The 23608-nt window shown below is 49.7% G+C and carries 20 protein-coding genes; 12 read left to right on the plus strand and 8 right to left on the minus strand.

Features of this window, described 5'->3' with window-relative positions; translation table 11 throughout:
* Nucleotides 1-117 precede the first annotated feature (117 nt).
* The 6 genes from QN379_RS02055 (at nucleotide 118) to QN379_RS02080 (ending at nucleotide 9244) form a co-directional block, all read left to right on the plus strand.
* On the plus strand, nucleotides 118-2472 hold the full coding sequence (locus QN379_RS02055) for a Tex family protein (protein ID WP_323505854.1): 2355 nt from the start codon (nucleotides 118-120) through the stop codon (nucleotides 2470-2472).
* 253 nt (nucleotides 2473-2725) lie between these two features.
* Nucleotides 2726-3676 carry an octaprenyl diphosphate synthase gene (ispB, locus tag QN379_RS02060; protein ID WP_322240401.1) on the plus strand — a complete coding sequence of 317 codons (951 nt, stop codon included), beginning with the start codon at nucleotides 2726-2728 and terminating at the stop codon, nucleotides 3674-3676.
* 365 nt (nucleotides 3677-4041) lie between these two features.
* Entirely contained in the window at nucleotides 4042-5334 is a 1293-nt protein-coding gene (locus tag QN379_RS02065; RefSeq protein WP_322235397.1) for an HlyC/CorC family transporter, read from the plus strand.
* Between the two features lie 290 nt (nucleotides 5335-5624).
* Entirely contained in the window at nucleotides 5625-7307 is a 1683-nt protein-coding gene (gene pilB / locus QN379_RS02070) for a type IV-A pilus assembly ATPase PilB (protein ID WP_323505855.1), read from the plus strand.
* Nucleotides 7308-7455: 148 nt separating this feature from the next.
* Entirely contained in the window at nucleotides 7456-8697 is a 1242-nt protein-coding gene (locus QN379_RS02075) for a type II secretion system F family protein (RefSeq protein ID WP_322235392.1), read from the plus strand.
* Nucleotides 8698-8749: 52 nt separating this feature from the next.
* Entirely contained in the window at nucleotides 8750-9244 is a 495-nt protein-coding gene (locus QN379_RS02080) for a hypothetical protein (protein WP_322235389.1), read from the plus strand.
* Here QN379_RS02080 and QN379_RS02085 read toward each other — a convergent pair.
* Nucleotides 9234-10040, minus strand: coding sequence for an SDR family oxidoreductase (locus QN379_RS02085; protein WP_322240398.1), 807 nt, complete (start codon nucleotides 10038-10040; stop codon nucleotides 9234-9236). The genes QN379_RS02080 and QN379_RS02085 overlap by 11 nt on opposite strands.
* A 324-nt stretch (nucleotides 10041-10364) precedes the next feature.
* Between QN379_RS02085 and QN379_RS02090 the strand changes: the two genes are divergently transcribed.
* Nucleotides 10365-10577, plus strand: coding sequence for a hypothetical protein (locus QN379_RS02090; protein WP_322235386.1), 213 nt, complete (start codon nucleotides 10365-10367; stop codon nucleotides 10575-10577).
* 130 nt (nucleotides 10578-10707) lie between these two features.
* Entirely contained in the window at nucleotides 10708-11034 is a 327-nt protein-coding gene (locus QN379_RS02095) for a hypothetical protein (RefSeq protein WP_322235384.1), read from the plus strand.
* A gap of 103 nt (nucleotides 11035-11137) precedes the next feature.
* Here QN379_RS02095 and QN379_RS02100 read toward each other — a convergent pair whose 3' ends face one another.
* From QN379_RS02100 to QN379_RS02110, 3 genes are all read right to left on the minus strand, one after another.
* Nucleotides 11138-11809, minus strand: a complete 672-nt coding sequence (locus QN379_RS02100) for a c-type cytochrome (protein ID WP_322235381.1) — start codon at nucleotides 11807-11809, stop codon at nucleotides 11138-11140.
* A gap of 11 nt (nucleotides 11810-11820) precedes the next feature.
* Nucleotides 11821-13029, minus strand: coding sequence for a molybdopterin-dependent oxidoreductase (locus tag QN379_RS02105; RefSeq protein WP_322240395.1), 1209 nt, complete (start codon nucleotides 13027-13029; stop codon nucleotides 11821-11823).
* A 368-nt stretch (nucleotides 13030-13397) separates the two neighbouring features.
* Nucleotides 13398-14297, minus strand: coding sequence for a LysR family transcriptional regulator (locus tag QN379_RS02110; RefSeq protein WP_322235379.1), 900 nt, complete (start codon nucleotides 14295-14297; stop codon nucleotides 13398-13400).
* A gap of 574 nt (nucleotides 14298-14871) precedes the next feature.
* Here QN379_RS02110 and QN379_RS02115 point away from each other — a divergent pair.
* From QN379_RS02115 to yacG, 4 genes are all read left to right on the plus strand, one after another.
* A complete protein-coding gene (locus QN379_RS02115; protein ID WP_322235376.1) occupies nucleotides 14872-15762 on the plus strand; it encodes an A24 family peptidase in 891 nt (296 codons plus the stop codon).
* A 7-nt stretch (nucleotides 15763-15769) separates the two neighbouring features.
* Entirely contained in the window at nucleotides 15770-16426 is a 657-nt protein-coding gene (gene coaE, locus QN379_RS02120; RefSeq protein ID WP_322235375.1) for a dephospho-CoA kinase, read from the plus strand.
* Nucleotides 16427-16510: 84 nt separating this feature from the next.
* A complete protein-coding gene (gene zapD / locus QN379_RS02125) occupies nucleotides 16511-17266 on the plus strand; it encodes a cell division protein ZapD (RefSeq protein ID WP_322235373.1) in 756 nt (251 codons plus the stop codon).
* Nucleotides 17267-17284: 18 nt separating this feature from the next.
* Nucleotides 17285-17470: a DNA gyrase inhibitor YacG gene (gene yacG / locus QN379_RS02130; protein WP_322235371.1), complete on the plus strand. Its 186-nt coding sequence runs from the start codon at nucleotides 17285-17287 to the stop codon at nucleotides 17468-17470.
* A gap of 86 nt (nucleotides 17471-17556) precedes the next feature.
* On the opposite strand, the gene QN379_RS02135 is transcribed toward yacG, so the two are convergent.
* The 4 genes from QN379_RS02135 to secA form a co-directional block, all read right to left on the minus strand.
* On the minus strand, nucleotides 17557-18006 hold the full coding sequence (locus tag QN379_RS02135; RefSeq protein WP_322235368.1) for an NUDIX domain-containing protein: 450 nt from the start codon (nucleotides 18004-18006) through the stop codon (nucleotides 17557-17559).
* Between the two features lie 69 nt (nucleotides 18007-18075).
* A complete protein-coding gene (locus QN379_RS02140) occupies nucleotides 18076-18951 on the minus strand; it encodes an ATP-binding protein (RefSeq protein WP_322235366.1) in 876 nt (291 codons plus the stop codon).
* Nucleotides 18952-19015: 64 nt separating this feature from the next.
* The gene (gene argJ / locus QN379_RS02145; RefSeq protein ID WP_322235364.1) at nucleotides 19016-20254 is read right to left on the minus strand and encodes a bifunctional glutamate N-acetyltransferase/amino-acid acetyltransferase ArgJ; all 1239 of its coding nucleotides are present in this window, start codon (nucleotides 20252-20254) and stop codon (nucleotides 19016-19018) included.
* A gap of 417 nt (nucleotides 20255-20671) precedes the next feature.
* Nucleotides 20672-23437 carry a preprotein translocase subunit SecA gene (gene secA / locus QN379_RS02150; protein WP_322235362.1) on the minus strand — a complete coding sequence of 922 codons (2766 nt, stop codon included), beginning with the start codon at nucleotides 23435-23437 and terminating at the stop codon, nucleotides 20672-20674.
* Between the last annotated feature and the right edge of the window lie 171 nt (nucleotides 23438-23608).

Genomic DNA, 23608 nt, shown 5'->3' on the forward strand with positions numbered 1-23608 from the left:
TTCTCATCATCTTTTTACAAAAACCATGTTTTTAAGCTTGTCAAGACTAGCGAATTTATCTGAATTGCGTATGATCGCTTTCTTGTCCAACGCCTGAATCTGATTCTCTAGACACCCATGCTGCCTTCGATCGAACAACGTCTTGCCCTAGAACTCGCTGCCAAACCAGCCCAAGTAGCCGCTGCTGTCACCCTGCTGGATGAAGGTGCGACGGTGCCATTTATTGCCCGTTACCGCAAAGAAGCCACTGGCGGCCTCGATGACATTCAGTTGCGCCTCCTGGAAGAGCGTCTGCGCTATCTGCGCGAGCTCGAGGCACGCCGTGCCGCTATCCTGAGTTCGATTGAGGAACAGGGAAAGATGACACCGGCATTGCTGAGCGCCATCTCGTTGGCGGAAGACAAAACCCGTCTCGAAGATCTGTACTTACCGTACAAATTAAAACGCCGCACCAAAGCTCAGATCGCGGCTGAAGCCGGTTTGACCGAATTGGCCGATGCGCTGTTATCCAATCCAGAATTGCTACCGGAAGAGGAGGCGATTAAATATTTCAAGCCCGCTTTCAGCACCGACAATGGCGACAATCCCGGCGTCGCCGATGCCAAGGTTGCGCTTGACGGCGCACGTCAAATTCTGATGGAGCGTTTTGCTGAAGATGCATCGCTGCTGCAAGCCTTGCGCGAATACCTGACAGAGCACGGCGTAGTCGAATCTAAAGTGATCGAAGGCAAACAAGACGCTGGCGAAAAATTCGCAGACTATTTTGACTACTCCGAAACCATCGGCACCATTCCATCACACCGCGCGCTGGCGTTGTTCCGTGGGCGGCGTGAAGAGATGCTGAACGTGGTCTTGCGACTCGATACCGAGGAAGAAAAGCCAAAGTGGGACGCACCACACAATCCCTGCGAAGGGCGTATTGCCGCGCGTTTCGGTATCAGTAACAAAAATCGTCCCGCCGATAAATGGCTATCCGACACCGTACGTTGGGCCTGGCGCGTCAAAGTCTTCATGCATCTGGAAACAGAGCTGATGACCAACCTGCGCGAAAAAGCCGAAGTCGAGGCCATCCACGTTTTCGCGCTCAATTTGAAGGCGCTTTTGTTGGCTGCACCAGCCGGACCACGCGCCACCATGGGCCTCGATCCAGGATTGCGTACCGGCGTAAAAGTCGCGATTGTCGATGCCACTGGCAAAGTAGTCGGCACCAGCACGATCTACCCCCATCAACCACGTAACGACTGGGAAGGTTCGCTGCACACCTTGTCGCAACTGGCGGAAAAACATAACGTTTCGCTGATTTCGATCGGAAACGGCACAGCCTCGCGTGAAACCGATAAGCTCGCGCAGGACTTGATCAAACTACGCCCTGAACTCAAGTTGACCAAAATCGTTGTTTCAGAAGCTGGCGCATCGGTCTACTCAGCATCCGAATTCGCTTCACGCGAACTACCAGACATGGATGTATCGATACGCGGTGCGGTGTCGATTGCCCGCCGCCTACAAGATCCGTTGGCCGAACTGGTCAAAATAGATCCAAAATCAATTGGCGTTGGGCAATATCAGCATGATGTAGGTCAAACCCAATTGGCGCGTTCGCTTGACGCTGTGGTCGAGGATTGCGTGAATGCGGTCGGGGTTGACGTAAATACGGCATCCGCACCATTGCTGGCCCGCGTATCTGGCCTCAATTCCAGCGTCGCGCAAAGTATTGTGACTTATCGCGACATGAAAGGGATGTTCACCTCACGCGCCGGTTTGCGCGAAGTGCCTCGTCTTGGCGATAAAACATTTGAGCAAGCCGCCGGATTCTTGCGCGTCATGAACGGCAATAACCCACTCGATGCGTCCGCAGTTCATCCTGAATCGTATCCGTTGGTCGAAAAAATTCTGGCCGACATCAAAAAGGATGTGAAAGGCGTCATTGGCGACGACAAACTATTGAAATCGCTCAATCCCGCCAAATACGCCGACGAGAAATTTGGCGTACCGACTATTACCGACATCCTCAAAGAGCTGGAAAAACCAGGTCGCGATCCCCGCCCTGAGTTCACCACCGCCACTTTCAAAGATGGCGTAGAAGAAATGCGCGATCTGCGCCCAGACATGATATTAGAGGGCGTTGTCACCAACGTTGCAGCGTTCGGCGCATTTGTAGACATCGGCGTGCATCAGGATGGATTAGTCCATATATCTGCATTATCCAACACCTTCGTCAAAGATCCGCACAGCGTGGTGAAAGCCGGACAAGTCGTGAAGGTGAAAGTACTGGAAATCGACGAAAAGCGTAAACGAATTGCGTTAACCATGCGATTGGATGATAGTGCGCCGGTGCCGGGTAGCAAACCGGAACAACGCGGGGACCGTAACGACGCCAAACGTCTTTCCCAGCATCAACGACAACAATCCGCACCAGTTGCCGCATCGGCAAATAGCGCGATGGCTGCGGCATTCGCCAAATTGAAGGGCTGAGTCCGGGTCTGGCGGATGGTAACGCCAGACTTTGGCTGATGAAAATGGACGCGGAGTGTGCAAATTGCTCTGCCCAACTTCATCGCGCACAACAAGTATTACACCTAAATAGTGCCAAAATAAGTCCATGATGCATAAACGAAGCAGCCTTCCAAGGCTGACGTCGTATAATGTTGGCATTTACGATTTTAACGATTACGAACAGGTCTTTATTTTGTCCGTCGCTCTCAATATTCCAACTCAGCAGTCCATCATGAACCCGATCCTGACCGATATGGAAGCGGTTAATGCGGTCATTCGTGAAAAATTGCATTCCGAAGTTCCTTTGGTCAACCAGATTGCTGAATACATCATCAGTGCTGGCGGCAAACGCCTGCGTCCCGTGCTGGTACTTCTGATGGCACAAGCGTTTGGTTATGAGGGGTGCAAGCACCATGAACTCGCCGCAGTCATCGAATTCATCCATACCGCGACCCTGCTACATGACGATGTAGTCGATGAATCATCGTTGCGCCGTGGTCGCAAAACTGCGAATGCGATGTTTGGTAATGCTGCGTCGGTCCTCGTGGGAGACTTTTTGTACTCTCGCGCTTTCCAGATGATGGTTGATGTCAGCAATCCACGCGTCATGCAAATCGTCGCTGATGCCACCAATGTCATCGCAGAAGGTGAAGTGCTGCAATTGTTAAACATGCACAATCCGGATGTCAGTGAAGAGCGCTATCTGCAAGTTATTCGCTCCAAAACTGCAAAGTTATTTGAAGCGGCAGCCCAAATAGGCGCGCTCATTGCGGGTGCAAATGATAGTGCAATTGACGCGGCGGGCGAATACGGCCGCTCACTGGGCACGGCTTTCCAACTCATTGACGACGTGCTTGATTATTCTGGCAATGCGGCAGATATCGGAAAAAATGTGGGAGACGATTTGCGCGAAGGCAAACCCACCCTTCCACTGATCTATTTAATGCAGCATGGCAACGGCGAGCAGCGCGCGCTGGTACGCAGTTGCATCGAAAATGGCGACGAGCAACATTTTGATGCTATTCTTTCAGCAATAACAAATTCTGGAGCGCTCGATTACACGCGAGCCGAAGCGAAAAAATCAGCACAGCTAGCCACCGCTGCGATTGCAAAGCTGCCAGAGAGCGAATATAAAACCTCGTTGCTAGAGTTAGCGTCGTTTGCAGTGGACCGCAATCATTGAGCTAATTAGCGCAGTTACATAACTGAGCTAAGTAACTGAGTTGATTAAGTAACTGAGTTGAAAACCAAGTAAAAACATTAAGTTTAACAATGCGTTGAAGCAACGAGTTCAGTCATTAAGTCAGACTCCGTAAGCGGTAAAGAAGCAACCAAGAAGTGCGCTCAAAGCGTCTCACCAGTGCTATCACAACAAGTAGTATCCATTCAGGAAAATAAGGAATACCGGAGTGAAGTTCTGGATCGCATAATGTGTTTGTATGTAATCCGACCTCAAGAAAAGAGTTGCTTTTTTAACTCAACATCTTTCACTCCATGTAAAAATGACCATCTCTACTTTCCCTTCCACATACCTTATACGGTGACCCTTTGGATGCCGTTCCCTTATGGGTGCAATTTCTTGCACTTGGTTTACTAATTTTATTGTCGGCTTTTTTCGCCATGTCGGAAACAGCGCTGATGGCGGCCAACAAACATCGTCTGCGGCACCTTTCCAAACGTGGAAGCAAAGCGGCGACTACCACAATGTGGTTGCTTGACCGCACCGACAAACTGTTATCCCTTATTCTCATCATCAATACGTTGGTGAACGCGCTTGCCACGGCGTTGGTGACTGCCATTGCCATCAATACATTTGGCAATCACCAAAAAGTCATCACCATCGCGACCGCTTGCGTTGCGTTCCTGTTAATTGTATTTGGTGAAATCACACCCAAAGTCATTGGCGCGACCTATCCCGAGCGTATCGCCCTTTTCACCAGCTTCATACTGAAACCCTTAATGACGTTGGTTAAACCCATTATCTGGTTCGTCAACTTATTTGTATCCGGCATATTAAAAGTATTGCGCATCAAGACCGGCAAGCACGCTCAGGATTTGCGTGTATCGCCCGAAGAGTTGCGTTCAATCGTTCTAGAGGGCGGCAATTTTATGCCGCAAAAACATAAAAGCATTCTATTAAATCTGTTCGATCTCGAAAAAATCTCGGTCGAAGATGTGATGACACCCCGAGCACAGGTCGAAGCATTGAATCTATCGGTTTCGGTAGAGGAAATTCAGCATCAATTAACAACCTGTTATCACAACAAATTGCCGGTATATGAAGGTGAAATCAACCAGATCGTTGGCATTTTGCACGTGCGCAAGGCAATGGCACTCCTCAACCAAGAGGACGAACTCACCGTTGACCATTTTCGCGCACTGCTAACACCGCCGTATTTCGTACCGGAAGGCACCGACGTCTTTACCCAATTGCAATACTTTCAAGAAAACCATGAGCGCCTCGGAATCGTCGTTGATGAATATGGTGAAGTGCATGGCCTGGTAACACTAGAAGATATTATCGAAGAAATGATCGGCGAGTTCACAACCTCCAAACCAGGTGCCGCGCGCGCTGATAGTTTTGGTTGGAATGATAAAGGTGAATGCCGTCTTGAGGGCGTCACATCGTTGCGTGATATCAACAAACGTCTGGGCTTAAACTTTCCGATCGACGGACCTAAAACACTCAATGGGTTGGTACTCGAATGGCTTCAGGATATTCCTGAAAATACCGTCAGCGTCAAAATTTCTGGTTGTGTGATCGAAATCACGCAAGTACAGAATCAGGCAATCAAGGTCGCCAAGCTCATTCGTCCTGCCAACCACTTACGCAGCAAATAGCCCATCCCGCGTTATAAAGCATGCAACTCTTCGCATGGCAATCTGGCTAGTGACTTGCGACAGGATTTAACTAGTCAGACTATTAAGTAAAGGATGTTATTTACTATAGACAACTTTATAACAACACGTTACTTAAGTAATCGCCTAAAACTACGACAGAATCGCGCACAAAGTCTTTACAGAACAGTTTCGCAAAGGCATGATCGTCGGTATGGCGGTTGCCCGAGTAGCTCTTTTTACGTAAATTTTCTATGGTTGCAGTTCTTCCTAATATTAATCTAAGCAGTCCAATGTCCGGATTGGCGCGTGCACTGGTGCAGGCCGGACGACTGACAGTCGATCAAGTTGACGGCTTACATAAAACCGCCAGCAATGAACAGATGCGCTTTATTGATGCATTGCTTGCAAGCGGGCAATTGGATGCCTCAGGCCTTGCGCAATTTTGCGCAGAAACGTTTGGCTATCCACTTGTGGATCTCGCCGCCTTTAATATAAGTCTGTTACCTGCAAAAGCCATTGACACCAAGTTGATGGAAAGTCAGTCAGTTCTGGCCCTGGCAAAACGCGGCAACAAAATTTATGTCGCGATTTCAGATCCAACAAATACGCAGGCGCTCGATCAAATCAAGTTTCATACAGAGTTGATGGTCGAACCGATCATTGCCGAACATCCCGCCTTACTAAAACAGATTCAAAAGTACACGAAAAGCAACGAGCAAACCCTCAACGAAATGATCGGGGTTTCGGACGACATAAACTTCGTAGAGGAAGACGCTCCGCTTGCGATTGATGCACCCAATGAAATCGACGACGCGCCGGTAGTGCGTTTTTTGCAAAAAATATTAACCGATGCCATCAATCAAGGTGCGTCGGATCTTCATTTTGAACCGTTTGAAAAGTTTTATCGCATTCGCTTCCGTGTAGATGGGGTCTTACGCGATATGGCCCAACCACCGTTATCGATCAAAGAAAAACTCGCCTCTCGCATCAAGGTTTTGTCAAAACTGGATATCTCCGAAAAACGCGTGCCGCAGGATGGCCGCATGCGACTTGTTGTGTCCAAGACCCGTGCAATCGATTTTCGTGTAAGTACCTTACCAACCTTGTTCGGTGAAAAAATCGTCATGCGGATTCTGGATGCAAGTCAGGCCCAGATGGGGATCGATGCACTTGGTTATGATCCCGAGCAAAAAGAAATTTTGATGGAAGCCATCCAGCGGCCATATGGAATGGTGCTGGTCACAGGACCAACCGGTTCAGGTAAAACCGTTTCCCTCTATACCTGCCTGAACATTCTCAATCAACCCAGCATCAACATATCGACGGCTGAAGATCCGGTCGAGATCAACTTGCCCGGCGTCAATCAGGTGAGCATCAATGATCGTACCGGCCTGACATTTCCAGTGGCGCTTAAGGCTTTCCTGCGACAAGATCCCGACATCATCATGGTTGGTGAGATCCGCGATTTAGAGACGGCGGATATTTCGATCAAAGCCGCGCAAACCGGGCATATGGTTTTTTCTACGTTGCATACCAACGATGCGCCATCAACGCTGACACGACTGATGAACATGGGTGTAGCACCATTCAACATTGCGTCATCCGTGATCCTGATCACTGCACAACGTTTGGCGCGGCGACTATGTAGTTGTAAACAACCAGTCTCTATTCCGGATGAAGCACTGATCGAGGCAGGCCTCGCAGAGGATGATCTCGATGGTACCTGGACGCCGTATAAACCGCTTGGCTGCGAGCGCTGTAATGGCACGGGCTACAAGGGCCGCGTTGGTATCTATCAAATTATGCCGATTACCGAAGCGTTAGAACGTATCATTCTGACGCATGGTACCGCGCTGGAAATTGAGGCACAGGCAAAACTGGAGGGAGTCCGCACTTTACGTCAATCAGGTTTGATCAAGGTCAAACAAGGAATGACCAGCCTCGAAGAAGTGCTCGGCTGCACCAATAACTAGATGCATGAATAGGACTTACGCAATATCGTTCCAGTACGACATACCAATGAAAACATGGCAACTGTAAGGTTAGCAACTACCGCGAAACCAGAGCGATCTGAATAACTTGGATGATTTTGCGTAAACCCTGATAAAGAGGAAGAAAGTCATGGCAACTGCTACACCAAATGCGCGAAACACCACAAGTGCGCGCCAGGTCAAAGAATTTATCTACGCCTGGGAAGGTAAAGACAAAAAAGGACGATTGGTCCGCGGTGAGATGCGTGCCAGCGGTGAAACGCTGGTCAATGTTACGTTGCGCCGGCAAGGCATTTTGGTCGTCAAGCTAAAGAAAAAGACATTCCGCAGCGGCAAAAGAATTTCCGAAAAAGACGTCGCGTTATTCACTCGTCAATTGGCAACAATGATGAAGGCTGGCGTGCCGCTATTGCAATCATTTGACATCGTCGCCAAGGGACATGCCAATCCATCTGTGTCGAAGCTAATTAACGATATCCGGGCGGATGTGGAAACCGGCACAAGTCTGAATCAGGCCTTTCGAAAATTTCCGCTCTACTTTGATCCACTATTTTGCAATCTGGTCGGCGCGGGTGAACAGGCAGGTATTCTCGAAGATTTGTTGGCGCGTCTGGCAACGTACAAAGAAAAAACACTCGCCATCAAAAGTAAGATCAAATCGGCCATGTTTTATCCAGTATCAATCCTGGTCGTCGCCTTCGTCGTCACCGCAGTTATCATGATTTGGGTCGTTCCTGCGTTCAAGACCGTATTCGCGAGCTTTGGCGCTGACTTACCCGGCCCAACGTTGGTTGTGATGGCGATATCCGACTTCTTTGTTGCAAACTGGTACTTCATCTTTGGCGGTATTTTCGGCGGACTGTACCTGCTGTTCCAATCATGGAGACGCTCATTAAAAGTACAGCGCTTTATGGATGTTGCCCTATTAAAAGCGCCCATCTTCGGTGCCGTAATACGTAAAGCGACCATCGCACGCTGGACTCGCACACTTGCCACTATGTTTTCGGCGGGCGTTCCTTTAGTAGAGTCGCTGGACTCCGTCGGTGGTGCTTCCGGCAACGCAGTCTACCTGGACGCGACCAAAAAAATTCAAAGTGAAGTCAGTACAGGTACCAGTTTGACAGTCGCCATGCAAAACTCCGAAGTGTTCCCCAATATGGTGACGCAAATGGTCTCAATCGGTGAAGAGTCCGGTGCGCTCGACCAAATGCTCGGTAAAGTCGCTGACTTCTATGAGGCTGAAGTGGATGATGCAGTGGCATCCATGTCGAGTTTGATGGAACCTTTGATTATGGTCATCTTGGGCGTCCTGATTGGCGGACTTGTCATTGCGATGTACTTGCCGATCTTTAAACTCGGTGCGGTGGTGTGAATGTTTGCAGCTTTCAAGATGGAACTGCATAAACTGTCTGCACGACTTTCAGATGGTGACTGCAACAGGTATCGCTTTCATCAATTCATTTGGTCAACCAGGCAGCATCTTCAGTCCGTTTATGGTCGGAAAAGTGAAGGAAACCACTGGCAGTAAGACAATTGGATTATATGTAATCGCTGGTGTGTTTGCTAACCACATTGCTGATGTTGTGCGGACGGCCGCAGCGCTTGCATTTCCGCGAGAGTTAATCCAACTCCGTTATGCCGTTGATGCGGTTAGCATAGGCCGCCTGGAAACCAGACCGAAGCCGCCAACGCTTCCAGAATGCACCAGATGCTCGAAATGCTCTGTTAGCGGAGTGGCGTTGACCGGAAACGTGGAAAAGGCGATCGCAGTTGCCAGCTTGATGCCTGAGAAGGTTGGCGCACCACCGCGCCAACGGCAATACGTGGTCGAAGTCATGCACGATATCGCCTCTCAACGCAAAGAACTGCGCCTTCAAAACGGCTCCTGCCGAATCGTGTCGTCGGATTTTATTCTTTAGTCTGCCCTGCCCCGGCTTTCTGCCGCCGCAGCGTCGGGAGGCCAACACCGGTGGCGTCAAAGCCTCCATCAACCGCCACGACCTGCCCGTTGACATAGCTGGCCTCGTCGCTGCATAGAAATCCGACGACGTTGGCCATCTCTTCGGTGGTGGCATACCGGCCTAGTGGAATGGCGTCGTAGTAGTCTGAACGGATCGCCGCACTGTGGACCAGCTTTGCCATTTCAGTTTCGACCGGACCGGGTGCGACGGCATTGACACGCACTCCGACACTGCCGAATTCGACCGCGTACTGCTTTGTCATGTGGATCAGCGCGGCCTTGCTGGTGCCGTAAGCCATGCGTAGCGTGCTGGCTCTCAAGCCCGAGATTGATGCGATGTTGACGATAGCACCGCCTCCGTTGTTCACCATCAGCGTGCCGAAGGCTTGCGAGCAAAGGAATACGCCATCGAGATTCGTTGCCATAATTGCGCGCCACTCGTCAAAGGACATCTCTAGCGTCGGCTTGAAGATAGCCACGCCAGCGTTATTCACCAGCGCATCAACCTGGCCGAACCTTGCGATCACTTCTCCGGCGGCCCGGTCAACCTGCGCAGGATCAGACACATCACAGTAGACCGCTAACACATCATCGGGACGATCGATCACCGCCACGGTTTGGTCCAGAATGGCGTTTTCCCGATCCAACAGGACGACCTTGTAGTCATGGCGAAGAAACCATTCGCCAATGGCGCGTCCAATCCCTCGGGCACCTCCTGTGACGACGGCAACACGAGATGGTGCGTGCGTATTCATATAGTCCCTTTTGTGAATATGATAATGGTCGATAAGCAGTGTGCGTAAGGACAGAAAATTGGTGATTATGATGCTGAAATGATTAATTATGAAGGAGATAAATACCATGCGCTGCAACCGCGTTGGTTGCAATAACCTTGCACGCAATCTCGTTTTCACAAAAACAATTTATCTTGAATTGAGAAGGCCAACCATCCTACTACCCAGACCGACATAAAAGCAATTCTAGTTGCACAAAAATAGGCTGACGACGTAGCTTCCATAGCGTTGCCTATTAGATGGGTGATCAGTACCGAATAACAATTGGCGCTTCAAAAAGACGCGATGTTGCTCTATACTCATCGCGTCTCTGAGAAAAAGGGGACCGGGTTTAGTCGCCTGAATTACCTACAGCGCACATACGGCGTAATGCCGTTTCGTGCTTCTACCTTTGTTGCGCCGTCACTGGTCGGCAATGGTGGGGAACCTTCGGGTTGCCGGTCGCTGTGGGTATCGGTCTTTGTCCCTGCTATATACCTTCCGGAAGGGCGCGGTTAAACCGCCACTTACGGAAGTCACAAATGCAAAGAATCATCACGCACCGACAATCTGATTTACAAATCTTCGATAAATTACTTAACCAAGCCGACGCTGTCGCAAACTTGCTCACCAAGTGCGAGGTGCAATCATGACCGAGCCATCCAGGACTCCACCGTCAGCTTCCGCAACAGAGTCATTCCATACATCGTTTTCATGGCTTTTACCTCAGCTTAAAGGCGACGAGCATGCGCAATTTTATGCCCTGACAGTGGATATCTGCCAAGGTGTAAAAACATGCATTGATCTGGCGCATTTGAGTAATACGGATAGAGATGATGGAACGATGCCAACGCTCAACAATCTCGATACCGAGACCTTGCTGCGCCTCGCATTATCGTCATCCCAACTTCTCGCAGAAATGGCGGCACGTCGTATCGACAGAATGAATGACCGCATCAGCACTAACGCTGTATAACGCATTACTAATCGATAAGGTCATTTAACCGTGGTTGCGGTGCGTTTGCGCTGCAATGCAGCGTTAACCATGTTGCGCAACGGTCTGCACAACATGGTTAAATTTATTGCTTCAACACAAACTCGGCCAATGCGCGCAGCTCTTCCGGCTTTAGTTGTGCAAAGGCGGGCATCGGAATCGCGCCCCATTTACCAGCGCCGCCGTTGCGAATACTGGTTTCAAGTTTGCTTACCGCTTCAGGATCAGCGTGATACTTGAGTGCGACATCGTGATAGGACGGACCGACGATTTTTTGGTCGATGGCATGACAACTCAGGCAACTATTAGCCGCAAGGAGTGCTTTGGCATCGATACTTTTTCCGACCGGCAAAGCTGGCGTCGTAGCGCTGGGATTCAGCGCTGTTTCAGGCGCGTTAACCGCAGCAGTCTTCAGCTCTGCGGGTAAAGCGCTTTCTTTGGCAGTACCATAAGTCACAGCCAGATAGGCACCTATTTTTTTGACATCGTCATCGGTGACCGGTGCGCCATACAGATGCTGCATCTTACCGACCTCAGCGGTCCATTGCGTTAACGTCATCCCCGGCGGTTGATATTTGACATAATCGGCTGAATGGCAAATGGCACATTTTTGCATCGCGATCATATAACCGGGCAAAGCTGAGAAGGTTAATTTTGCTGTTTCGGGCGGCAGTGTATTGATGTTAGGTGCGGCCTGTGCCAGCAGCGCAACGCTGACTAATGAGAGGCCAGCACATGCAATTACAAGACGTTTCATGAGCATTCTCCTTAAGCGATGGTGACGTTGGTCGATTCGATGACATTGCGTCGATATCCGCCGGGATTCCAGCTGGCAATGGCTGGCTGTACCTCGCCCTGCTTGTTACTGGCTCGCACCTGCAACACGGCATTACCGCGTTGACTGAAACGTACCGGCAAACTCCACTCGCGGAAGGAATAGCGTCCCAGATCACGACCGAGCTTGGCGGGCTGCCAACTCTGTCCGCCATCGATAGAGACATCGACCGTTCTCAGGCCAGCACCGCTGTCGAAAGCAATGCCCTTAAGTTCCACCATGCGACCGGATGCCAATACACCGCCATTGGCGACGTTGGTGATAAAACTGCGTATTGGCAAGGTCGAGATTGGTCTGGTTTTATCAGGCGCTGTGCCTGGCGCCACGCACATGCAGTCGTTATCCGGCACACGATAAGCGGTAGTCATGAACAGGGCATCGTGACCGTCAAAAGTGTGATCAATGACTTCGATCTCGGACAGATGCTTGATCCAGTAAGTACCAAAATAACCGGGTACTATCAGTTTCAAAGGATAGCCGTTCAAATAGGGAAGATCTTCTCCGTTCATGCTCCAGGCAAGCAGCACGTCTGGACTTAACGCGTGCTCGACGTCCAGCGCTTTTCTGAAATCTGAGGTGCTGGGCAATACCGGCTGATCGAGGCCGTTAAAGGTGACTTGTTTGGCTCCCGCGCCAACACCGGCTTTTTCAAGTACAGTCTTGAGTGGCACGCCCACCCACCGCGCATTGCCCATGGCACCATTCGCCAACTGTGCGCCAAACACACGCGGCGATGAAAAGCCGCGACTGTTCCCTGAACACTGATTAACGGCCACTATTTCGACCGGTTCAGCCAATGATTTCAGCTCAGCCAGAGAGAGACTCAAGGGTTTGCTGACCAGTCCCGTCACCGTCAGTCGATAAGTTTTCAGATCAACCGAAGTGGGAATATTTGCCAGATGATAGCGCACAAAAAACGCATCGTTAGGCGTAATAGGACCGTGATTAAATACCTCGAATGGCGTCTCTAAATGTGGTGGGCGGGTCGTAACCCGAATCAGCGGACGCTTTTGCGGATAGGCGATCAATTCCCGCGGACCATCAGCAAAGGTTACGCCGTCGTCTTTGGCCTGGATGGTTGCGGCGAGACTTGCGAGCGGGTTGGCCGCCAGACCTGCTGCGAGCAAACTCGCTCCGCGCATGAAGCGACGCCGCGAAGTTGGAGATAACGTGGATAGGTCAGGCAGCGGGGATATTTCGGGTTCGCCAGATAAGGCAAGGTTTTTCAGCTTGGCGTTCATGGATAAAATCTCCTTGATTTGGTGATGGTTATTTCGGTCTTACGCAATAGGGTTTTAGTCATGCAGACAGTACGTTAGAAGGTGTAATGCCGCTGGAACGATTTTGCGCGTGTAGTGATAGTTTTATGGCTCGCTAAAACATATAACCTGACTGAATCGCCTGCCTTCTGGTCTGGCACAAGCTGGCGACGGATTGACTCAACACACTCTGCAGAAGAACTCACTTAGGACAAACATTGCAGCAAAAATGCTGTCATTTTGATGCAGTATTATCGGGTCCATTCCTGACAAAATTTGTGAAAATGCAGCAACCGAGGCGATAGGATTTTATATCTACTACGTACTAGATAAAACTGTCTGTTCAGTTCTGGCAGCACTGTTTTGACCTCGACCAATCGTCCCATCTCAATAATATCTTTGACCACGCAACGTGACAGGCAAGCCAGCCCCAAGCCTTCCGCCGCAGCATATTTGATCGCTTCGGAATTACTGAACTCGCATACCGTTCGTACTGAATGCAGATGGGGTAGCAGCGCATATTCAACTGCTTCACGCGTGCCAGACCCTGCCTCACGCATCAACCAACCTGCGCCCCGCAGTGATTTTAACGATACTTTTCCGGCTGACTTACTCACGACAAGAGCATGCGTCGGTGCGGCGACGATAATTAACTCATCCCGTATCCACGGTTCTACTTCCAGATCTGAACGGTGGCTGGGACCTTCAATAAGTCCGATATCCACCTCAAAATTGCTGACCGCTGTTGTGATATCTGCCGTATTGGCAATCGTGATCCGTGGATAGCTGTCCGCATCGCGATGAATCGAACTAGCAAGCATGGTCGGCAATAAGTAGCTGCCAATCGTCGAACTTGCACCAATGCGCATGCCGCCACCGGTAGACGCCATAGAGGTCATAAATTGTTGTTCTATCGTCATAGCCGCATCCAGTATTTGTCGCGCCTGCGACAACATCAACCGTCCGTTATCATTGAGTAACAGACGTTTTCCAACCCGGTCAAATAATTGAATCCCTAACAGCATCTCCAGTTCATTTAAGGACGCGCTGGTCGCGGACTGCGACAAGGCAACCGCATTTGAGGCCGCTGTGGTACTTCCCTCTTGCGCCACGGCAAGAAATATTTGCAATTGTCTAAGGGTCAGTCGCATGGGCCTGATGCCTTTCCTCAAAAATTTTTAATGAGCCAGAAAACCACTCTGATCCATTGCGATTATTTGCTGGATCGCTAGTTGTACTACTTTTGGCGCATGACACTTTTTGTAAAGCGTTGATCTTTAAGGTGATTGTCATTCTGATCGCTCAAAACTATAACGTCGAATGCAATACCTGTAAAACAATTATTATTTGTATTACCTACCTATTATTTAGGTATATTCTTTTAAAGCACATGCGCCTTATTTGATCTTTGGCCTCGATTAGAGGGGTTATTGCTTCGCTAAACAGATGTATCCAACGATATTCCGAGCTCTTTATGGCATGGAGAAAATTAAGAAAACCCCATAACATTGCCGTTTAAAATCACCTTATCCCCCTATCCGTGCTGTAATAAAACTACCATTGCATTTTGCTGCGTATCAATTTTTACGCTTTGCCCCTTTCTTATTATTGCGAGGCTAACGCAATGTTAAAATTCGAAAAAGCACAGAATGATAAAACCGATTGGTCCAGGCAATATCTGCCAAACGAATAAAGCCACACTAACCTCTCAAAGCGACCACACGGATGAATGAGTTTTTACAGAATAACGCGTTCGGTGGTGTCTTATTTGCACCCGCAGGAAGTCTGATTCCCGCCCTATTTGCCGCTATTTTTGGATTGCTGATTGGCAGTTTTTTAAACGTCGTCATACATCGCTTGCCCAAAATGATGCAACGCGAATCCGACAACTACGTTGCGCAGGAAAGTGGCAAGGAATTGCCGCACACTGATCGCTACAATCTGACCTTACCCCGCTCCGCTTGCCCCCAATGTCATCACCAACTCGGTGCCCTGGAGAACATTCCGGTAATAAGTTATCTCGTATTAGGCGGCAAATGCGCGTCCTGCAAGACACCTATTTCGAAACGCTATCCTATCGTCGAATTGGTGACCGGATTACTTTCAGGCTTCCTGATCTGGCGGTTTGGAAGTGGCTGGACGGGATTGGCAACGTTGCTGTTCGTCTATTTTTTGCTGGCCATGACATTCATCGATGCCGATACGCAATTGCTGCCAGACGATCTGACCTTGAGCTTATTATGGGGTGGTCTGCTCATTAATATTGGTGGAACGTTTGTACCGTTAATCGACGCGGTTATCGGCGCCGCGGCTGGTTATATTGCATTATGGTCAATATATTGGTTGTTCAAGCTGACAACCGGTAAAGAAGGCATGGGTTATGGCGACTTTAAGCTATTGGCCGCTTTAGGCGCATGGCTGGGTTGGAAGATGCTACCGGTTATTATTCTTTTTTCGTCGCTGGTGGGCGCATTTGTAGGAATTTTGCTGATCATTTTCAGCCGTCGGGGGCGCGACAAACCTATTCCGTTTGGACCTTATCTGGCGGGAGCAGGACTACTTGCATTGCTCTACGGCCACCCGATTTTAGAAGCCTATTTCGGTTTTGTCGTATAACCTCAACATGGCCCAACCCTTGATATCGGATTCAAATCCACTAGACGCCATATTACCTGTGCCGTTTTTAATCGGCTTAACGGGCGGTATCGGGAGCGGAAAAACCACCGTTGCTAATCTGTTTGCCGAGCGCGGCGTTGCAGTCATCGATACTGATATGATCGCCCATCAGCTGACTGCCGCCAATGGCGCTGGCATCGCAGCGATCCACGCCGCATTTGGTCGCGATTTCATTGCGCCGAACGGCGCCATGGATCGCAAAAAAATGCGCGAACTTGTATTTTCAGATGCCACTGCCAAACAGCGCCTCGAAGCAATCCTGCATCCTTTAATTCGTGCCGGAACTGCGCTGGAGATTCAGGCGGCGCGCGGGCTTTACGTGATGTTGGGAATTCCGTTATTAGTGGAGTCCGGTAGCTGGAAACAACGCGTAACGCGCGTATTAGTCGTTGATTGTGACGAGCAGACGCAAATCGAAAGAGTGATGCAACGCAATACGATGACCGCATCACAAGTGCAAGCGATCATGGCCGTACAAGCAACACGGACGCAGCGCTTGCAAGTGGCAAATGATGTTATTTTTAACAACTCTAATGTTGCGGCATTGGTGCCTCAAGTGGATAAATTGCATGCTTTCTACCTGTCTTTAGTACCGCCGGTCTAAAGAAAAATGGCGGAGAGTTTGTAATTTCGCTTCGCATCGGTCAGAATCACTACTTGTCGTGCCCACACATAAAGGGATGTCATTTTGATCGTTTACGAATATCCTTTCAACGAGCGCATACGTACGTTGTTGCGACTGGAAGACTTGCACGAAAAATTCGTTTTTTTTGTCAGTCAGGAAAGTCCCTTACAACATCACGTCGCGCTATCCACCATCTTCGAGATGCTGGAAGTTGCCGGGCGCGCCGATCTGAAAATGGACCTGCTGCAAGAACTTGAGCGCCAGCGACAAACATTATTAGGCTTCCGTTCAAATCCAAACGTACTCCCCGAAATGCTGGACGCGGTGCTGGACGAACTGGATCAAACCAGCGAGGCATTGAAGGGAATGCAGGGCAAAACTGGTCAGCATATCCGTGAAAACGAATGGTTAATGAGTATTCGCGGTCGCACCATTATTCCAGGCGGCGCATGTGAATTCGATTTGCCGTCATACTACGCATGGCAACAGCATTCCGCGGAAAAACGCTACGCAGACATCCTAAGTTGGTTTGCGCCGCTTGCCCCACTATTTGATGCAATTGGCATCGTTTTGCGCTTGCTTCGCGAGACCGGCCACCCAATCAAAATCAGCGCCGATAACGGTAGCTATCAGCAAATGCTGCAAGGCAAGTCTTATCAGATGTTGCGTATAACGCTCGATGAGGAACTCGGTGCAATCCCTGAAATATCTGCCAATAAATACATGCTTTGGATACGCTATACGTCTCAGGGCGGCGACCTCAAACCTAAAGCTTTCGAAGGTGAAGTCCCGTTCGAACTGACTCTTTGCAATTTTTGATTTAAGATTTCTGAATATATGGCTATTGTCGATTGTCCTACCTGCGGCGCCAAAGTTGAATGGACCGAAGCCAACAAATTTCGCCCTTTTTGTTCTGAGCGATGCAAGCAAATTGATCTTGGCGCATGGGCCGAAGAGAAATACACAATTCCGGCGGTCAACCCGCCAGATGATATTGATGACGACAATAAGCTGGCGCAATAGCGTTCACCGCAAGGAGCAAACGCCAAAGCAGCTTCTCTAGCGCTAGTTTGTGCGTTGCTTGTAAGCTATCATTGACCTCATGGGCGCTAGCCAATTGTCAATCTTTCATCCAAACTACTCGCTGTCGTCGTTGCTACTGTTCGTAGTTGATCCAACCATGCAATTAACGGAATGGTCGCCTCAAGCAACGGCTCTACCGCAACGCTGCCTTGCCAGGCAAACGCCTGATCTTCGAGACTTTGGGGTTCGCCACGCCAATCCCTGCTCACGTAAAAATGCAATCGCACGTTTGCATGGGGATATTGATGCTGCACGCCACACCATGGTTCGGCCGAGATGATCTCGACGCCTAATTCTTCCATGAACTCCCGTTGCAGCGCTGCAAAGATCGTTTCTCCGCTTTCAACTTTCCCGCCCGGAAACTCCCAATAGCCGGCGTAAGGTTTTCCCTCTGGCCGCTGGCCCAACAAAACATCTCCATTGGGCCGCATCAAAATACCCACTGCGACGTTAATGGGTGCACTGTTCGCTGTCATTATTTTGATACCATTGTTTGATGACCACCGTTAGTGTTTAGTAGTTAGTACTCAGTTATTAGCCAACATTCATGACGTCATCCGACCGGAATGATCCTTGGCAAATTGCCACGCTATCCGGCCCGAACGCGACCCACGCTGCAAGGCCCAGCGCAGCGCATCGCCTTGCGCATCTGCAATTTGCGCGGCGTTACAGCCGAAATGGCCAAGCCAGTGCGCCACAATATCCAGATAATCATCCTGCTTAAACGGATAAAACGTCACCCACAAACCAAACCGCTCAGAAAGTGAAATTTTTTCTTCAACGGTCTCACCTGGATGTAAATCGCCATCCTCGGTCGTTTTGTAAGAGGTGTTGTCTGACATTTTCTCAGGCAACAGATGACGACGATTGGACGTGGCGTAAATCAATACGTTGTCCGATTGCGTCGCAATGCTGCCATCGAGCGCGACCTTCAGCGCCTTATAGCCGCTCTCGCCTTCTTCAAACGATAAATCATCGCAAAAAATGATGAAGCGCTCGGCACGACCAGCAACCAAATCGACAATGTCCGGCAGATCCGAAAGGTGATCCTTGTCGACTTCGATCAAACGTAAGCCCTGATCAGCGTAATGATTCAGACACGCCTTGATGAGCGACGATTTGCCGGTACCACGAGCACCGGTAAGCAGTACATTATTAGCCGGTTTGCCATCAACGAATTGACGGGTGTTCTGGTCAATCTGCGTCTTTTGCGGGGTGATATTGTGCAGGTCCGATAAGCCGATATTCGATATATGACGCACCGCCTGCAAATAGCCACCGCCTTGACTACCGTTGCGTTGACGCCAGCGAAAGGCGATTGCCGACTGCCAGTCAGGTTCGGCATTGGCGCTGGGTAAAATTGCCTCAAGACGTGCCAGCATAGATTCAGCACGGAGTAGGAATTGGTCTAATTGCGTCATATAAAGTCAATCCAGTTATTCAAACGGCGATGGAAATTGAGTCCGATGGATCGCCATCAGTCAATCAAGAGCGGTAATCGGCATTAATGGTGACATATTCGTGCGAAAGGTCGCAGGTCCAGATGGTCGCTGTGGCGTCACCGCGCCCAAGATTCACGCGCACAGTGATTTCGCTTTGCTTCATTACCCGTTGACCGTCTTCCTCCAGATAATCAGGATTGCGTCCACCATTTTGGGCGACCCAGACATCATCGAGATAAAGATTTATTTTTTCGACATTAAGGTCATCAACGCCAGCGTAGCCGATCGCTGCCAGAATCCGGCCGAGGTTAGGATCGGAAGCAAAAAAAGCAGTTTTAACCAGCGGTGAATGCCCTATTGAATAGGCAATCTTCCTGCATTCCTCAACATTCAAACCATCTTCTACCGTAACGGTAATGAATTTAGTCGCTCCTTCGCCATCGCGAATAATGGCTTGCGCCAAACGCTGCGACAACTCAGTCACGGCCGCTGCCAGCGCGCTATATTCAGGCGAATCAAAGCTGTTGACCTCCAACTCGCCCAAGCCCGTTGCAATCAGCATGAAGGAGTCGTTGGTCGACGTATCGCCATCAATGGTGATGCAATTAAAAGATTGGTCAGCCGCTTGCTTGACTAGGCGATCCAATACTGGTTGCGCGACTTTGGCATCCATTGCCAGAAAACCAAGCATGGTGGCCATGTTTGGCTTGATCATGCCAGCGCCCTTGCTAATACCAGTCATTGTGACCTTCTTTCCAGCGACGATCACAGTTTGCGATGCCGCTTTAGGCTGCGTATCGGTGGTCATGATGGTTTCTGCGGCATTGAACCAATTATCAGCGCACAGATTGTTAAGCGCGCCTGGCAACCCAGCTTCGATCCGATCCACCGGTAAAGGCTCCAAAATGACGCCAGTTGAAAATGGCAAAACTTGGGCTGGATTGCATCCAATCAGTTCCGCTAATGCGACACAGGTTCTATTGGCCGCTGCCAGACCCATTTCGCCAGTGCCAGCGTTCGCATTGCCTGTGTTAATGACTAACGCACAAATCGGCTCACCTGACACGCGTGCAGCCTCAAGATGGGCTTTACTGACCTGAACCGGCGCGGCACAAAATCGATTCAGCGTAAAAACACCAGCGACGGTCGCCGTTGGGGCCAGTTTCATGACCAGTAAATCCTTACGATTAGCTTTGCGCACACCGGCTTCTGTATAACCGAGTTCAATACCGGCTACGGGCTTCAGATCAGAAGCAACGGGAATGGGGGAATTGACGGCCATGAGAATCCTTTGCGGGGAAAATAAAAAGAAAAGTAGCTAAAATCTGTTCCGCATCTTGCGCCATAGCCATTAGCCTTCATGCCGCTGAAATAATGCCGCTAACTATGCATAACAGATAAAAAATGTGCGTACTGCGATCAATCAAGGCAGCTATTTTAAATCGGATAAGCAGGAATCGGTGCAATCGATGGCACTGGCAGGGCGGAAAAAAAGGCAGAGCTGGTTTCCCGGCTCTGCCTTCACTTTTTTTTGCAGCTAGGAGCAGCTTAAAATCAACTTAAAAGCGACTTAAGGGCAGCATCTAAGCAACTTCGCAACGAGTTGGACACCACTTGCAGTTTGAAAGGTGGCGCATACGCTCTGCTTAAAGACAACGCAGGTGATAACGGCCTTTACCAATCAATTACGAAAATCACGTTAAGCCAATTGACCGTGACATTGCTTGTATTTCTTGCCGCTTCCGCACGGACATGGATCATTACGTCCCACTTTTGGTACAGCGTCAACAAGGGCTTGTAATCTTGCCTCGTCCGGATGTGCAGTCGGGGCCAACAGCTCTTCGGCGCCTGCATTCGGATTAAATTCAGCATGCTGGAAATGGACGTTTTCCAAATGTGAGTGCGACAACTCCTCTTCCGCCGCATCAATTTCTGCGCGGTTTTCGATGCGCACCGTCATCACCACACGCACAACTTCATTTTTGATGAGATCAAGCATTTGGCCAAACAATTCAAATGCCTCGCGCTTGTATTCCTGTTTCGGATTTTTCTGCGCATAACCACGCAAATGAATACCTTGACGCAAATGATCCAGCGCGGCCAAATGTTCACGCCAATGACTGTCAACGCTTTGCAGCATGACACTACGTTCGAAACCAGCAAATGACTCTTTTCCAACGACTTCCGTTTTCGCCGCATATTCAGCATCTGCCGCATTTAACACGCGGTCCAACAACTCATCATCGGTCAGATTAGGCTCTAACTCCAACACCTTGGCGAGCGGAATTTCTAGATGCAACTCGTTGGTCAACGCCGCTTCGAGCGACGGGATGTCCCATTGCTCATCGAGCGATTCCGCTGGCACGTAGGTACGGAAAGTATCGTTTAGGACGCCGTGACGTAGCGAACCAACCATCTCCGACACGTCTCGGGATTCCAGCAACTCATTACGCTGCTGATAAATCACTTTGCGCTGATCGTTGGCAACGTCATCATACTCAAGCAATTGCTTACGAATATCGAAGTTACGCGCTTCTACCTTGCGCTGAGCGGACTCAATTGAACGCGAGACGATACCCGCTTCAATTGGTTCGCCTTCTGGCATCTTCAGGCGATCCATGATGGAGCGCACCCGATCACCAGCAAAAATCCGCAACAATGCGTCGTCCAATGATAAATAAAAGCGTGACGATCCAGGATCGCCCTGACGCGCTGCCCGACCACGTAACTGATTATCTACCCGGCGCGACTCATGACGCTCAGTACCAATGATATGCAAACCACCGGCGTTCGTCACATGATCATGCAGTGACTGCCATTCGTTCACCAGCTTGGCTGATTGCAATTGTTTTTCGGTGTCGCCGAGCTCAGTGTTTGCCTCAATAAACTGCACCTGTTTCTCTACATTGCCACCCAATACGATATCGGTACCACGACCCGCCATATTGGTGGCGATCGTAATTGCCTTCGGACTACCCGCTTGCGCAATAATTTCCGCCTCGCGTGCATGTTGCTTGGCATTCAAAACGTTATGCGGCAATTTGGCTTTATCCAGAATACCTGACAGCAACTCTGAATTTTCGATGGAAGTAGTACCCACCAGCACTGGTTGTCCGCGCTCATAGCAATCCTGAATATCGATCAGCATTGCGTTGTATTTTTCAGTTGAAGTCTTATAAACCTGATCCTGGCGATCTTTACGCTGATTCGGACGATTTTGTGGGATAACCACGGTTTCCAAACCGTAGATTTCCTGGAATTCGTAGGCTTCTGTATCGGCAGTACCGGTCATGCCAGCCAGTTTCCCGTACATACGGAAATAATTCTGGAACGTGATCGACGCTAAGGTCTGGTTCTCGTTCTGAATCTGAACGCCTTCTTTGGCCTCAACCGCCTGATGCAAACCATCTGACCAGCGACGTCCCTGCATCATGCGGCCGGTAAACTCGTCGACGATAACGACTTCGTTGTTTTGAATAACGTAATGCTGATCCTTGTGGTACAGGGAATGCGCGCGTAAAGCGGCATACAAATGATGTATCAGACTGATATTAGCCGCGTCATACAGCGACGCGCCTTCTGCCAACAGACCCATATTGGTCAAAATTTGCTCGGCTTTTTCATGCCCGGCTTCGGTCAGCAAGACCTGATGCGCTTTTTCATCCTTGGTATAGTCGCCCGGAATCTCAACTTTACCTTTGCCATCAGGCGTTTCTTCACCAACTTGTAGTGTCAGTAGCGGCGGCAAGGAGTTAATTTTTTGATACAAATCGGTGTGATTTTCAGCTTGACCAGAAATAATCAGTGGCGTCCGCGCTTCGTCGATCAAAATCGAGTCGACTTCATCAACAATCGCAAAATTCAGCACCCGCTGCACACGATCACCGGCTTCAAACACCATGTTATCGCGCAGATAATCGAAACCGAATTCGTTATTCGTTCCGTAAGTAATATCAGCTAAATAAGCAATTTGCTTGTCGTCATGCTCTACCGCGGACAAATTCACACCGGTAGTCAATCCAAGCCAACTATATAAGCGCCCCATCCACTCAGCGTCGCGCTGTGCGAGGTAATCATTCACTGTGACCACGTGAACGCCCTTGCCTGACAAGGCGTTCAGGTACGCTGGCAACGTTGCCATTAACGTTTTACCTTCGCCGGTGCCCATTTCGGCAATTTTGCCGTAATGCAGCACCATGCCACCAATTAGTTGGACATCGAAATGGCGCATTTTGAGAACCCGCTTGCCAGCCTCACGACACACTGCAAACGCTTCCGGCAACATATCATCCAGCTTTTCACCATCGGTGATGCGCTGTTTGAACTCGGCCGTTTTAGCTTTCAACTGCGCGTCCGACAATTTTTCCATTGTCGACTCGAGGCCATTAATTTGGCCTACAGTTTTTTGGTATTGCTTGAGCAGTCGCTGGTTGCGGCTACCGAAAATCTGGGTCAGTAATGACATGCTTGGATTCTAAAAAAAGTATCGGAGTTATTGCGCGTTTTCACACAAACTGCTCCGTTTATATCAGCCATTAACGTAAAGGCGAAGCGCGAGCCTTAAACAATTAAGGAAGGCGAAGCGAACAAAATACATAACAAGCCCAAAATCACTAAAACCAGGCCGTAAGACTAT

It is taken from the genome of Glaciimonas sp. Gout2, assembly GCF_035018905.1.
Classification (GTDB): domain Bacteria; phylum Pseudomonadota; class Gammaproteobacteria; order Burkholderiales; family Burkholderiaceae_D; genus Glaciimonas.

Bases quoted from the DNA above. Each gene is read 5' to 3' on its own strand.
- QN379_RS02055 (WP_323505854.1), top strand. From the start codon at position 118: ATGCTGCCTTCGATCGAACAACGTCTTGCCCTAGAACTCGCTGCCAAA.
- ispB (WP_322240401.1), top strand. From the start codon at position 2,726: ATGAACCCGATCCTGACCGATATGGAAGCGGTTAATGCGGTCATTCGT.
- pilB (WP_323505855.1), top strand. From the start codon at position 5,625: ATGTCCGGATTGGCGCGTGCACTGGTGCAGGCCGGACGACTGACAGTC.
- QN379_RS02075 (WP_322235392.1), top strand. From the start codon at position 7,456: ATGGCAACTGCTACACCAAATGCGCGAAACACCACAAGTGCGCGCCAG.
- QN379_RS02080 (WP_322235389.1), top strand. From the start codon at position 8,750: ATGGTGACTGCAACAGGTATCGCTTTCATCAATTCATTTGGTCAACCA.
- QN379_RS02085 (WP_322240398.1), bottom strand. From the start codon at position 10,040: ATGAATACGCACGCACCATCTCGTGTTGCCGTCGTCACAGGAGGTGCC.
- QN379_RS02090 (WP_322235386.1), top strand. From the start codon at position 10,365: ATGTTGCTCTATACTCATCGCGTCTCTGAGAAAAAGGGGACCGGGTTT.
- QN379_RS02095 (WP_322235384.1), top strand. From the start codon at position 10,708: ATGACCGAGCCATCCAGGACTCCACCGTCAGCTTCCGCAACAGAGTCA.
- QN379_RS02100 (WP_322235381.1), bottom strand. From the start codon at position 11,809: ATGAAACGTCTTGTAATTGCATGTGCTGGCCTCTCATTAGTCAGCGTT.
- QN379_RS02105 (WP_322240395.1), bottom strand. From the start codon at position 13,029: ATGCGCGGAGCGAGTTTGCTCGCAGCAGGTCTGGCGGCCAACCCGCTC.
- QN379_RS02110 (WP_322235379.1), bottom strand. From the start codon at position 14,297: ATGCGACTGACCCTTAGACAATTGCAAATATTTCTTGCCGTGGCGCAA.
- QN379_RS02115 (WP_322235376.1), top strand. From the start codon at position 14,872: ATGAATGAGTTTTTACAGAATAACGCGTTCGGTGGTGTCTTATTTGCA.
- coaE (WP_322235375.1), top strand. From the start codon at position 15,770: ATGGCCCAACCCTTGATATCGGATTCAAATCCACTAGACGCCATATTA.
- yacG (WP_322235371.1), top strand. From the start codon at position 17,285: ATGGCTATTGTCGATTGTCCTACCTGCGGCGCCAAAGTTGAATGGACC.
- QN379_RS02135 (WP_322235368.1), bottom strand. From the start codon at position 18,006: ATGACAGCGAACAGTGCACCCATTAACGTCGCAGTGGGTATTTTGATG.
- QN379_RS02140 (WP_322235366.1), bottom strand. From the start codon at position 18,951: ATGACGCAATTAGACCAATTCCTACTCCGTGCTGAATCTATGCTGGCA.
- argJ (WP_322235364.1), bottom strand. From the start codon at position 20,254: ATGGCCGTCAATTCCCCCATTCCCGTTGCTTCTGATCTGAAGCCCGTA.
- secA (WP_322235362.1), bottom strand. From the start codon at position 23,437: ATGTCATTACTGACCCAGATTTTCGGTAGCCGCAACCAGCGACTGCTC.